Here is an 11808-nt window from a genome sequence, read left to right on the forward strand (position 1 = left end):
CAGAACTTTCAATACTTTATAACGCGGCGTTCAACAAGAACGACGATTGCGAACAGCGCAATCGACAGCGACGACGACAGCACGATCGCCGCATAGAGCCGGTCCGACTGGTAGTTGAAGCTCGCCTGGATGATGAGCGCGCCGAGTCCCTTGTCCGAGCCGATCCATTCGCCCACGATGGCGCCGATAACTGCGGTGGCCGATGCGATCCGCAGCGAGGAGAACAGCATCGGCAGGGCTCGCGGCAGGCGCAGGCTCCAGAAAACCTCCGAGCGCGTCGCCGACAGCACCCGGAACAGTTCGTGCTCGCTGTCGCTGGCCGAATCCAGCCCGCGGATCATGTTGACCAGGGTCGGGAAGAAGCAGATCACGGCGGCAATGACGATCTTCGGTGTCATGCCCAACCCGAAGATCAGGATGATGATCGGCGACAGCGCCAGGATCGGGATCGTGTTGAAGAACAGCACGATCGGGAAATAGGCGGCCTGCAGCACGCGGCTGTGCACGAAGACTACCGCCAGCAGCACGCCGGCGAGGTTGCCGATGACGAAGCCTGCCAGCGCCTCGATCAGCGTCGGCCAGAGATTGCTCATAAACAGCGCAAGGCTCTTCTGGAAAACCCCGAATATGGCTGTCGGTGTCGGCACGATATAGGCCGGCACGCCGAGCCAGGGCAGCAGGAACTGCCAGGAGAACAGGATCGAAGCTGCACCCAGGACGGGGAGCGCGATCGCCAGCGCCGGCGGCAAGGGTTCCTGTCTCATGAGGCTTGCCCCAGCGCGCCACGCAATTCGGCCATGGCGGCGGCGACAGCGGCATCCTCGCGCGAGCAGCGGTTGCCGTCCTGCTTGAACGGCCGCATGTCCAGGTCTTTGATCAAGCGCCCGGGATTGGCGGCAAGCACGATCACACGCTCGCCGAGATAGGCGGCTTCGGCGATCGAATGAGTGACGAAGAGAATGGTCGTGCCGGTGCGCCGCCACAGCGCCAGCAATTCGTCGTTGAGGCGGTCGCGGGTGATTTCGTCCAGCGCGCCGAACGGTTCGTCCATCAAAAGCAACTTCGGTTGTCCAAGCAGCGCGCGGGCGATCGCCACGCGCTGCCGCTGGCCCCCCGACAATTGGTGCGGCAGGCGCTCGCCAAAGCCGGCAAGTCCCATCAGCTCCAGCAATTCGTCGCTGCGATCCTCGATCGTGCGCGTCAGGCTGCCTTGCCCGACGCCGAGCGGCAGGCGGACATTGTCGCGAACCGTGCGCCAGGGCAGCAGGGTCGAATCCTGGAAGACGAAGCCGACATCGCGGCGCGAGCGCACCGCGTGCGGCGTGTCGCCAAGCACGCTGATCGTACCGCCCAGCGGATCGAGCAGGTCAGCGACCACCCGGAGCAAGGTTGACTTGCCGCAGCCCGACGGCCCGAGGATCGACAGGAAGGAGCCGGCCGCGACCGTAAGGTCGAGGCCGGAGAGCACTTTCACCGCCGTCTGCCGGCCGCCATAGCCGACATCCAGCCTGCTTGCCTCGATTGCGTTCGCCATCAGGCGGCGGGCGCGTCGAGCTTGGGCCGATCTACGGCCGAGAGTTCCAGGATCTTGGTGGTGTAGACATCCGCCGCCGCCGGCCGGCCGTTCGGGTATTGCCCGACCTTGTCCAGCAGCGCCAATTGCTCCTCGATCGAGGCTGGGTCGAATGTCCCCCAGCCGTCCTTGGCAGTCTGCCCGTCGAAGGACAGCTTCAGCACCAGGTTGACCGTCTTTTCTTCCCAGCCGAGATCCATTTCCGGATAGGCGGCGACCATTTTCTTCACCGCTTCCTGCGGATTGGCGTGCACCCAGCCCCAACCCTTGGCGACGGCGCCGATGAACTTGGCCAGCGTGTCCGGATCCTTTTCGATCGCTGCATCGGTGGCGAAATAGACATCGGCATAGGAGCTCAGCCCGAGATCGCGCACCAGAAGGTCGATGCGATCGTCGCCGACGACGCTCAGCGCCTGCGTGTTGGTGATCCAGCCGCCGATGGCGTCGACATCGCCGCGCACCAGCGGCGCCTTGTCGAAGCCGACATTGACGATGGTGACTTCGGACGGGTCGATGCCGTTCTTGGCCAGGATCTCGTCGATGACGAAGCGCGCCGTCGGCTGGATGCCGATCTTCTTGCCCTTGAGGTCGGCGACGCCGCGGATCGGCTTGGCCGGCTTCGAGGTGAAGGCATAGGGGCCGGTGCGGAAGCCGCAAGCGATGATCTTGACCGGCACGCCGCTGGCCCGCGCCGCATAGAGCTGCGGCGTCTCGGAGAACTGGCCGAGCTGAGCGGCGCCCGAAATGACCGGCGGTACGGTGGCGGCATTCGGCCCGCCGGGGCTGAATTCCACTTCCAGACCGGCGTCCTTGAAGTAGCCGTTGGCGACGGCGGCGATGTCGCCGATCTGTCCGTTCGACATCAGCCAGTCATACTGGATGACGACCTTGCCGGCCGCCTTGGCGCCGGGCGTCAGCACCAGCTGCATGCCGGCCGATGCGGCGGCAAGGCCGGCGATGCCGGCTTTCACGAAGCTGCGGCGGTTCATGTCGTAGTGTCCGTTCCCACTCATTTGTTGCTCCTGTTGCAAGACTTCTTGTTTCTTCTTCAGGCGCCGCTCCCACGGCGCGGCGTCGTCTACGGCTGTTCGTCGTGGTAGTCGCCGGGGCCGCCGTCGAGCCAGGCGTATAATTCCCAAAGCGTATCGTCGGGATCGGTGAAGTAGGCGCAGCGCGCGTTCCAGACATAGTCTTGCGGAGGGCCATAGAAGGGCACGCCCTTGGCGCTCAGCTCGCCATGCAGCCGGTCGATATCGGCGGGCGTATCGAGTTTCACTGCCACGCAGACCTTGTGCGCCTGGCGCGGCGACTTGAGCTTCGACACGCCGGTATGGCGGCTGATATGGTCGATCTCCCATGCCGCGAGTGTGACGCCCTCGCCATGGAAATCGGCAAAGCCTTCGGCGCGGCGGCGCAGCCGAAAGCCGAGCTTTTCGACATAGAAGTCGACCGTCCGCTCGATATCCTCGACGAGCAGGCAGACATCCGAAATCGCGTATGCGCCTCCGAGCGGCATGGTCATTTTCCCTTGCCGGTATGCTTGGCGCGCGCCGCGGGCAGCTTGACGCCGACACGCTCGGCGGCGCCGATGATATGCGCGCGCATCGCCGCCTCGGCCGCCTTCGGGTCGCCGGCGACCAGTGCCTCGTAGATGCGCACATGCTCGCCGACATTGACGTCGACCAGGTCGTGCAGCGGGTTGGTGAGGCGGGCGTAGTGGATCGAGCGGCGGATCTGCTCGCAGACGAAGGAAATGAAGGTGTGGATGTAGCTGTTGCCGGTGGCGCGTGCGATCTCGCGATGGAACAGCAGATCGGCGTCGATGCTGCCTTCTTCCCAGCGCTCCTCGCCGCTCATGCGGTCGAGTGCTGCCTTGATGGCGTCGAGGTGCTCCTGTCCGCGCCGCTCGGCGGCAAGGGCTGCCGACTCGGCCTCGAGGATGCAGCGCAGCTCGAACAGCCGCTCCATATTCTCGGTGTCTTTCAGTGCTTCGCCGTCGATGCGGATCGAGGCGCGCTGCTCCGGCGCCAGCACGAAGGCGCCGACGCCTTGCCGCGCCTCGATCATGCCGTCGGCGCGAAGCTGGGCGATCGCTTCGCGCACCACATTGCGGCTGACGCCGAATTTCTCCGAAAGCTGCTGCTCCGTCGGCAGCCTGGTGCCCGGATTGAGTTCGCCGGAGTCGATCTCGCGGCTGAGGAAGGCGGCGACACGGTGCGGCAGCGCTTCCACGGTGCCGATGGCGGCCAGTCTTTGCTTCATGAAGAGGTCTCCGTCAAAGGCAGAAGGCAGCCGGGGTTCATCAGTCCTTGCGGGTCGAGCGCATCCTTCAGCGCAGTGACGAGCCGGCGATGGGTGGGTGCCAGGCCAGCCCAGAAGGCGCGGGTGCGGGTGCGGCCGATGCCGTGCTCGGCGCTGATCGAGCCGCCGAGCGCGCCGGCGATCCGGTAGAGTTCCGCGGTGATGTCGGCGCCCGTGGCACGCGCCTCGCTTTCGGCAAGGTCGGCTGGCGGCAGCACGTTGAAATGGATGTTGCCGTCGCCGGCATGACCGTAGGCCTGCGGCAGCCAGCCGGGATGGTCGAGCGTAACGAAGCGGCGAGCCTGATCGATGAGGGTGGGGACGTCCGATATCCTGACGGCAAGGTCGGTGCGCACATGGTAGCCGCGCTTTGCCTGGCCCTCGACCAGCCCTTCGCGGATCGCCCAGAAGGATTTGGCCTGCGCGCCGCTTTCGGCAAGCAAGGCTTCGGTGACGAGACCGCTCCCCATGGCGCCGGCCAGGAAGTCGACCAGCAACGCGCGCAGATCGACCGCGGCACTTGCGGACAGTTCGATCAGCACGTGGACGGGAGCCTCGACCGGCGAGGCAATATCGGCGTCGATCAGGCGCGCCAGTTCGATGCATTCCGAACCGATGATCTCGAAAGCCGACATCAGATCGGCCGAGGCCCGGCGCGCCTGCCGGAACAGCGTGATGGCTGCTTCGAACGAGGCAAGGCCGAGATAGGCCGTTTCGACCCGAACGGGTTTCGGAAACAGTTTCAGCTCGACGCCGGTGATGATGCCGAGCGTCCCTTCGCTGCCGATGAAAAGCTGCTTCAAATCGTAGCCGCGATTGTCCTTGCGCAGACCGGAAAAGCCGCTCCACAATTCACCGTCCGGCAGCACGACTTCGAGGCCGAGGATGAGATCGCGCGCCATGCCGTAGCGCAGCACATTGATACCGCCGGCGTTACTCGCCGCATTGCCGCCGATCTGGCAACTGCCCTGGGCGCCGAGCGCCAGCGGAAACAGGCAGTCATGCGCCTCGCTGGCGTCCTTGATGGTCTGCAGGACGCAGCCGGCATCGGCCTGCAGGACGAAATTGTCGGCATCGACGAGACGGAGGGCGTTCAGCCGTTCCAGGTTGACGACCACCGATCCACGGGCCTCGATGTCGATCGCGCCCGCCACCAGCCCCGTGTTGCCGCCTTGCGGGATGATGCCCAGCCCAAGCGCTGCGCACAGCCGCACCACCGCCTGAACCTCGGCGACCGAAGCCGGCTTCAGCACGGCAAGCGCGCCGCCATGGTGATCGCCCGACCAGTCGCCAAGGTATTTCGCCATGTCGGCGGCGTCGATGGCGACGCCGCCTTGCCCGACAGCGCCTTCCATGGCGCTGAGGATTTTTGGCGAAAGGCGGTGAACGGTCATGAACGGGCCGAAGCGATGTCTGGAGATAGGGTGATACATATCATCCTACAACTGAGATCGAGTCAACGGCTCCCGGGAAAATCGGGCTAATCACCGACACCGTCTGGGATGAAGATGTCGAGAGCTGCCTATGCCGCCGGCAAAGTGAGGGTCGTGTTGGACGTATCGGGTTTAGGACCTGCTCATGCGCCGTCTTGGCCGATTGCCGCCAGGTCGAAAGCATTTCAATGGTGAGCGGCGGCTCGCCCGCGACCGTTGATCCAGCAAGGCATGGGGACAAGATGATCGAATTGCCGTTTACGCGTGACGAATACCAGCAACGGCTTCGAAAGATCCGCGCCGAGATGGCAAGGCGCGGCATCGAACTTCTGATCGTGAACGATGTCGCCAACCAGCATTACATCACCGGCTATGACGGCTGGTCATTCTACACGCCGCAAATGGTGCTCGTTCCGATCGAAGAGGCCGAGCCGGTCTGGATCGGCCGCGCCATGGATGCAGCCGGCGGTCTCCTGACAGCCTGGATGAAGCCCGAGAATGTGGTCGGCTTCCCGGAAGACTATGTCCAACGCGGCGATCGCCATCCCATGGACTGGATAGCAGCCTGGATCGTCGCCAAGGGCTGGGGCAATCGTCACATCGGCATCGAGCTCGAAGCCTATTATTTCTCGCCGAAAGGGCATGCCCGGCTTGTCGCCGGACTGCCCAATGCCAGGCTGCACGACGCTGATCTGCTGGTGAACTGGATACGCGCGGTCAAATCAGCGCCAGAGATCGATTATTTGCGCAAGGCATCAACCTTGGCCGAAGCGGCGGTCGCGCGGGCCTTCGAAATTATTGCACCGGGCGTTCGCGAATGCGATGCGATTGCTTCCATCCAGGCGGCACAGATCGCCGGCAGCCCGGACTTCGCGGGCGACATCACCGCTCTGCCTCCGACAATTCTCGGTGGCGAGAATGCCTCCGCTCCGCACATCATGTGGAGCGACAGGCGGTTCGGGGAGAACGAGACGATCGCCCTGGAACTCGCCGGGGTCTGCCGCCGCTATGCCGCCGGGCTCGCAAGAACGCTGCAGCTTGGCAAGACGCCGACCAATGTTTCGGACACGGCAAGGGCGGTGATCGAGGGCATGGACGCGGTACTCGAAGCGGCCAGGCCAGGAACGACCGCCGAGGCGGTCGAAGCTGCGTGGCGCAAGGTCATTCAACGCTACGGGCTGAAGAAGGAGTCGCGTATCGGCTATTCCATCGGCGTCGCGTACCCGCCGGATTGGGGCGAGCACACGATCAGCCTGAGGCCAGGCGACAAGACGGTGCTTGCGCCTGGCAACGTCGTGCATTCCATTCTCGGCATGTGGATGGACGGCTGGGGCATCGAGATCAGCGAGACCATCCTGGTGACCGAAACCGGCAATGAAACCCTGACCAGGTTCCCGCGAGACATCCATGTCAAATCCTGACGATCCGACGGCGGTTGGCGGTGCCGCGGCTCCCGTCCCAGTCGACATCGATGCCGGGATCCTCGACCGGATGATCGAGATCCGCCGGCATCTGCATCGCAATCCGGAGCTTTCGAACCGGGAAGTGAACACGCAGCGTTACCTGCGGCAGATGCTGGCAGATCAGGGAATTGCCGACATTCGCGACGTCGCGGGCTTTGGTCTGGCCGTCGATATTGTCGGCACCGGGAAGCCTTCAAATCGCAAGCTGGTCATTCGCGCAGACATCGATGCCTTGCCGATCGAGGAAGAATCCGGCGTCGACTATGCGTCGATAAATCCAGGCGTGATGCATGCATGCGGTCACGATGCCCATGCATCGATGGGCTTTGCGGTTGCCGCGCATCTTCATCGGTCGAGGGATGATTTTGGCGGAACCGTGCGCCTCATCTTCCAGCCGGCCGAGGAAGACGAACCGTCGGGCGGGAGACGGGTGGTCGAAGAGGGGCTTCTTGACGATGTCGACGCCGCCATCTGCGTTCATGTCGATCCGTACACGCAGTCCGGCAAGATTGCCGTCAGCTCCGGTCCATACACCCTGGCTTGCGATACGTTCGATGTTGTCGTCACGGGCTCCGCCGCGCACGCCGCAAAACCGTATGAAGGTATCGATGCGATAGCCGTGGCCTGTTCGATGGTCACCGAACTGCAGAAGATCGTCTCGCGCGAGATCGACCCTTACGACCCGCTGGTCATATCCGTTACCACCATCAATGGCGGTAGCGCCTACAATGTGATCGCCGGCAAGGTCACGTTGAAAGGCACCATCCGCAGCGGCAGCGACGCCTCTCGCGAGCGGGCCTGGCGCCGCGTTCGTGCCATACTCGAGGGGATAGCGACGAGCCACGGCGCGAGTGTCCAGCTCGACATCCACAAGGGCGAGCCGGGGGTCGTCAACGATGTCGAGATGACTGAACTGGTTGTCGCCAGCGCCAAGGCCTGCATCGGGGCTGAAAATGTTCTCAACACGCCCGGATGGACCATCGCCGACGACTTTGGCTACTACAGCGAGAAACGCCCGTCGGTCTATTTCCGGCTCGGAATCCGCAATGAAGCGGTCGGATCGGTCTTTCCGCTGCACCATGCCAGGTTTCGTGTCGACGAGGCCGCCCTGAAACTCGGTGCGGCCACTCTGGCTTCGGCAGCGACGATGTTTCTGTCGACGCAGCCGGAAAGTCTCGACGCACAGTGAATTGCGGGACAGGGTGGCCTAGAGGTACTGCTCGACCTTCCTGCCGACGGTCAGGAAACGCAGCGGATCGACGGCCTCGCCATTGTGGCGAACCTCATAGTGCAGATGCGGGCCGGTCGAGCGGCCGCTGCTGCCGGTCTTGCCGATGACGTCGCCGGCCGCGAGCTTCTGGCCGACAGTGACGTCGATTTCGCTGAGATGCCCGTAGCGCGTGGCAAAGCCGTTGCCGTGATCGACCTCGACCATGCGGCCATAGCCGCCGTTCCAGCCGGCCTTGACGACGACACCGGGAGCCGTGACCTTGGCCGCCATGCCGATCGGGGCCCTGAAATCCATGCCCGAATGCAGTGCGGCAGTGCCGAGGATCGGGTCGGTGCGCACGCCGAACGGGCTGGTGACGGAATGGCCGGGAGCGGGATTGGCGAGCGGCAGCTTGCGCGCTTCCTTCTTCAGATGATCGAGCGCGTCCAGCGCCTCGTCCAGTTCCTTGACCTTGCTGTCGAAGATCATCGACCCGTCGACCGGGATCAGCGGGCCGCCGGCATCGCTCTTGCCGAATTCGCTGTCGACCGGCAGCCCGGCAGCCTGCAGTGCCTGGGTTATGGCATCGGCACTCTTGTAGGCGTTGTCGGCAAGCGTGGCGACGCGGGTAAGCTGTTCGGTTTCGATGGCCTTGAGCGACTGGTTGATCGACACGAACAGCCTGTCGGCACGGTCGGCGGCCGAATCGCTGGGCAGCGGCTCGGAGCGGGTCGACCACAGCGAGAACGGCCTGGTGTCGCCGGCGCCCGGACTGGTGGTAAGGCTGGCCACGGAATAGGCCGCTGGCTGGGCGATACCGCCGGTCACGTCGGCATGTTCGTCGGGCTTGGCGGCGGCATCGGCTGCAGCGGGCGCGGTGCCGACTTCGCTTTCGGCACGTTCGAGGATCGGGCCGAGGCGGCCGTGGCGCTGGCTGAGCTGGCTCTGCCGCTCGAGAAGCTCGCTCACCTTGGTTTCCATGAGTTGCTGGTCGAGAAGCTGGCGGCTGGTGATGCGGTCGACCTGGGCGCGAAGCGCCGAGATGCGGTCCTCATAGGCCTGCTGCATGCGTGCCTGGCGCGCCGTGGTGGCGCCGATCAGATCGTCGCGCAGTACCAGATAGGAGGTCGCCAGGAGGTAGCCGATGGCGATCGCCGCCAGCGCCGAGCCGATGAAGGCGGCAAGCCAGGGGCGGATGGTGAAATGCCGTATCTCGTTGCCCCGGGCGATGATGACTGTGTGGGGCTCTTTGCGCCTGCCGAAGACCGCTGACTGACCGGTTAGGTTCACGGGACCAAGCTTTCGTTACGACATCAACGACAGGCCTGATTACACATCATTAAGGTTAACGGTCGGTTGATTTGGCGCAACGCCTTGCAATTCACGGGTTGTAGCCGTTTTAAGATGAGGCGCGCCATCGCGTCGCCCATCGCGCCGACCGGCAAACCTTCTTCACGTGATTCTTCGACGGCATCCTGACCGTCACCAAAGGCGGCAACATGAAGCTTGCCGGCAACGTCATAGCCTCGGTGCTGGACACCCTGACCGTGACCTGGGATGGTACGAAATGTGCCAGTCGGTGAACGTCTAGAGTTCAGCCACCTCAACGACATAGCCATCCCGAAGCCAGTAACGTTCTCGGGATGGCGACAGGCCGGCGGCAAGCATCAGCTCGCGGACGGTGAATGGGTTGGCTTCGTGGTTGATGGAGATCAGAAGTTTGGCGTTCTCCTTCGCCCATTGAATGTATGTCTCGGCGCTGCCCCTCGACATTTCGGTGAACGAATCCACGTTGATGACGATGTCGACCGGCGGGGCTTCCGGCAGCCATTCCGGGATGCGCATGTTTACGGCTGCCCGCTCTTCGCCATGCAGCGAGATTTGATCGTCGCCAAGAGTGCGGCCCAGAAAATAGGCCTGGGCAACACCTGTCGTCGGAAGGTCGATGAGGGTGTAGTCCTCAAAGCCGAACCTTTGGGCGTAGTATGCGGTGCGGCCGAGACCACCGCCGATGTCGAGTACGGAGGGGGAAGGCATCCCGGCGGCATATCGCTTAAGCAAAATGGCCTGGTAGAGGGAGTTGATGGCTCTGTATGAGGCGACGCCGCGCTTCGACGCGATGCCGAATTCGTTCGGGAATGGATTGGGAAACGACAACTCCCCACCCACGATGCCTTCGATACCGTCGATCAATATGTCGGTGTCAAGAGCCGCCCGTGGCCGACTTTCCGGGTTTGCGAGTCTTATCGCGCCGATGACTTCGGCGAGATAAACAAGCCTGATGTGAAAAACGGCGCCCTGCTGCTTTTGAGCGGCATCGCCACCATTCTTGAGCGCGTCGCGGAAGTCGCTCACGAGATTGTCGAAACCATAGTGGAACATCGTACTGGATGGATCGCGCAAGAGCTTGGTGGCCAGCTCAATGTCGTCATTCATCAGCGCAGCTGAGACGTCGCCCTTCTTCTGTTCGACAATCGACTTCCAGAATGAGCCGGCAGGATCGGTGTGCATGGCGCACGCCGCACGGAAGGAGCGGGCTATCCGCCTTACCAGGTCGGCGTCATCGGGCGTGGTCTCGCCGCTGAAAGTGGTGCAGTAGGGAGCAGTCTCTACGGGAGGTTCGGCCTCCCGCTTAAGTTGTTCTTCCTCTCGCTTAAGTTGTTCGACTTCTCCGATGCTGTTCAGCCGAGACTGGGTGCGGAAATGGTCAAGCATGAAGCGTTGCCAAAGCGTCCGCGGTTGTTCTGTCATTGCTGTATCCACCCTAAACACAACTGACCATTAACCGAAAATCAAAACCATGAATAGTTGCCGGCTGCGCCACTGCACAGAGATAATTCTATACCGGTGCCGCGGCGGTATCTCTTGCGATTGCAGGAGGCGCAATCCATGGACCGCAACTTTACCCGCGTGCTGGCGCGGCGGTGCTGAAATCCGAGGACGGATGGTTGGACAATCCGGTCGACCCGCGCGGCGCCACGATGAAGGGCGTCACGCTCGCCGACTTCCGCCGCTACGTGAAGGCGGACGCCGGCAAGGCGAATCTGCCCGAGACCAGCGGTGGGCTAGATCGCCGCTGTCTGCCGACGATTCTATTGGGACGCCGTCGCCTGCGTCGGCAGGACGGACGCATCGACGAGCGCTGCGACAACCGCCAGGCCTTGCTGAAGCCCTGCCGACCTGGCCGACCTTCGGCAGGGGCTAGACGGAACGCGTCGTTTCGGTGTGGGCTCAGGCCTTGCTCAGGGGTTCTTTTGCCGCCACGCCCGCGCGCCAGAAGCGTCGACAGCACCGCACGCCAGGAACCGGCTAACGGCTCCGCGCGTCAAAGCGCGCGCACCGCCTCGAGCACCTCTTCGGCGTGGCCCTTGACCCGGACCTTCCGCCAGATCCTGGCGATGCGTCCGTCCTTGCCGATCAGGAACGTCGCGCGCTCGACGCCCATATAGTTGCGGCCGTACATCGTCTTTTCGACCCACAAATTGTAGGCCTCGATCACCTTGCGCTCCTCGTCGGCGACGAGGTCGACGGTCAGATCGTATTTCTGCTTGAACTTGTCGTGCTTCTTGATGCTGTCCGGCGACAGGCCGATCACCACCGCGCCGGCCTTTTCGAATTGCGGCTTCAACTGCGAAAAGCTGATCGCCTCGGTGGTGCAGCTTGAGGTGTCGTCCTGCGGGTAGAAGTAGAGTACAACAGGCTTTCCGGAATACGCGGCGAGGCTGAGCGACCCGCCACCGTCGCGCGGAAGGTCGAATTGCGGCGCATGGTCGCCCAGGTCGAGATCAGCCATATAGGTGCCCTTGTTTGCGGTTACGCGCCAAGCCG

General features: G+C 63.4%; 11 protein-coding genes and 1 pseudogene. 3 read left to right on the forward strand and 9 right to left on the reverse strand.

The annotated features are described in order from the left end of the window. Positions 1-8: 8 nt before the first annotated feature. The 6 genes from A6B35_RS17575 to A6B35_RS17600 form a co-directional block, all read right to left on the reverse strand. Positions 9-764, reverse strand: coding sequence for an ABC transporter permease (locus A6B35_RS17575; protein WP_006204451.1), 756 nt, complete (start codon positions 762-764; stop codon positions 9-11). Then, the gene (locus tag A6B35_RS17580) at positions 761-1534 is read right to left on the reverse strand and encodes an ABC transporter ATP-binding protein (protein WP_006204452.1); all 774 of its coding nucleotides are present in this window, start codon (positions 1532-1534) and stop codon (positions 761-763) included. Before A6B35_RS17580 ends, A6B35_RS17575 begins: the two co-directional genes overlap by 4 nt. Beyond that, positions 1534-2562 (reverse strand): ABC transporter substrate-binding protein, encoded by a 1029-nt coding sequence (locus A6B35_RS17585; protein ID WP_006204453.1) that lies wholly within the window; start codon positions 2560-2562, stop codon positions 1534-1536. The genes A6B35_RS17580 and A6B35_RS17585 overlap by 1 nt, the downstream gene beginning before the upstream one ends. An 89-nt stretch (positions 2563-2651) precedes the next feature. Beyond that, complete coding sequence (locus tag A6B35_RS17590) at positions 2652-3089, reverse strand: VOC family protein (RefSeq protein WP_006204454.1); 438 nt, start codon at positions 3087-3089, stop codon at positions 2652-2654. A gap of 2 nt (positions 3090-3091) precedes the next feature. Next, complete coding sequence (locus A6B35_RS17595) at positions 3092-3835, reverse strand: FadR/GntR family transcriptional regulator (RefSeq protein ID WP_006204455.1); 744 nt, start codon at positions 3833-3835, stop codon at positions 3092-3094. Further along, positions 3832-5268 (reverse strand): FAD-binding oxidoreductase, encoded by a 1437-nt coding sequence (locus A6B35_RS17600; protein ID WP_040583468.1) that lies wholly within the window; start codon positions 5266-5268, stop codon positions 3832-3834. Before A6B35_RS17600 ends, A6B35_RS17595 begins: the two co-directional genes overlap by 4 nt. A 281-nt stretch (positions 5269-5549) precedes the next feature. Here A6B35_RS17600 and A6B35_RS17605 point away from each other — a divergent pair, with 281 nt between their 5' ends. Together A6B35_RS17605 and A6B35_RS17610 are read left to right on the forward strand one after the other, a co-directional pair. Further along, complete coding sequence (locus A6B35_RS17605) at positions 5550-6728, forward strand: M24 family metallopeptidase (RefSeq protein WP_040583470.1); 1179 nt, start codon at positions 5550-5552, stop codon at positions 6726-6728. Beyond that, the gene (locus tag A6B35_RS17610; protein ID WP_006204458.1) at positions 6715-7959 is read left to right on the forward strand and encodes a M20 metallopeptidase family protein; all 1245 of its coding nucleotides are present in this window, start codon (positions 6715-6717) and stop codon (positions 7957-7959) included. Before A6B35_RS17605 ends, A6B35_RS17610 begins: the two co-directional genes overlap by 14 nt. 18 nt (positions 7960-7977) lie before the next feature. Here A6B35_RS17610 and A6B35_RS17615 read toward each other — a convergent pair whose 3' ends face one another. Together A6B35_RS17615 and A6B35_RS17620 are read right to left on the reverse strand one after the other, a co-directional pair. Further along, positions 7978-9270, reverse strand: a complete 1293-nt coding sequence (locus A6B35_RS17615) for a M23 family metallopeptidase (protein WP_006204459.1) — start codon at positions 9268-9270, stop codon at positions 7978-7980. Between the two features lie 297 nt (positions 9271-9567). After that, complete coding sequence (locus A6B35_RS17620) at positions 9568-10731, reverse strand: class I SAM-dependent methyltransferase (protein ID WP_139032243.1); 1164 nt, start codon at positions 10729-10731, stop codon at positions 9568-9570. 173 nt (positions 10732-10904) lie between these two features. On the opposite strand from A6B35_RS17620, the pseudogene A6B35_RS37360 reads away from it, so the two are divergent. Continuing rightward, positions 10905-10964, forward strand: a pseudogene (locus A6B35_RS37360) (hypothetical protein); the annotation flags it as partial. Positions 10965-11305: 341 nt separating this feature from the next. On the opposite strand, the gene A6B35_RS17625 reads toward A6B35_RS37360, so the two are convergent. After that, positions 11306-11773: a peroxiredoxin gene (locus A6B35_RS17625; protein WP_006204461.1), complete on the reverse strand. Its 468-nt coding sequence runs from the start codon at positions 11771-11773 to the stop codon at positions 11306-11308. Positions 11774-11808: the final 35 nt, after the last annotated feature.

The sequence above is a fragment of the Mesorhizobium amorphae CCNWGS0123 genome (genome assembly GCF_001686985.1).
Lineage (GTDB): Bacteria > Pseudomonadota > Alphaproteobacteria > Rhizobiales > Rhizobiaceae > Mesorhizobium > Mesorhizobium amorphae.

Coding starts and splice junctions, on each gene's coding strand:
- A6B35_RS17575 (WP_006204451.1), bottom strand. CDS start 764: ATGAGACAGGAACCCTTGCCGCCGGCGCTGGCGATCGCGCTCCCCGTC.
- A6B35_RS17580 (WP_006204452.1), bottom strand. CDS start 1,534: ATGGCGAACGCAATCGAGGCAAGCAGGCTGGATGTCGGCTATGGCGGC.
- A6B35_RS17585 (WP_006204453.1), bottom strand. CDS start 2,562: ATGAACCGCCGCAGCTTCGTGAAAGCCGGCATCGCCGGCCTTGCCGCC.
- A6B35_RS17590 (WP_006204454.1), bottom strand. CDS start 3,089: ATGCCGCTCGGAGGCGCATACGCGATTTCGGATGTCTGCCTGCTCGTC.
- A6B35_RS17595 (WP_006204455.1), bottom strand. CDS start 3,835: ATGAAGCAAAGACTGGCCGCCATCGGCACCGTGGAAGCGCTGCCGCAC.
- A6B35_RS17600 (WP_040583468.1), bottom strand. CDS start 5,268: ATGACCGTTCACCGCCTTTCGCCAAAAATCCTCAGCGCCATGGAAGGC.
- A6B35_RS17605 (WP_040583470.1), top strand. CDS start 5,550: ATGATCGAATTGCCGTTTACGCGTGACGAATACCAGCAACGGCTTCGA.
- A6B35_RS17610 (WP_006204458.1), top strand. CDS start 6,715: ATGTCAAATCCTGACGATCCGACGGCGGTTGGCGGTGCCGCGGCTCCC.
- A6B35_RS17620 (WP_139032243.1), bottom strand. CDS start 10,731: ATGACAGAACAACCGCGGACGCTTTGGCAACGCTTCATGCTTGACCAT.
- A6B35_RS17625 (WP_006204461.1), bottom strand. CDS start 11,773: ATGGCTGATCTCGACCTGGGCGACCATGCGCCGCAATTCGACCTTCCG.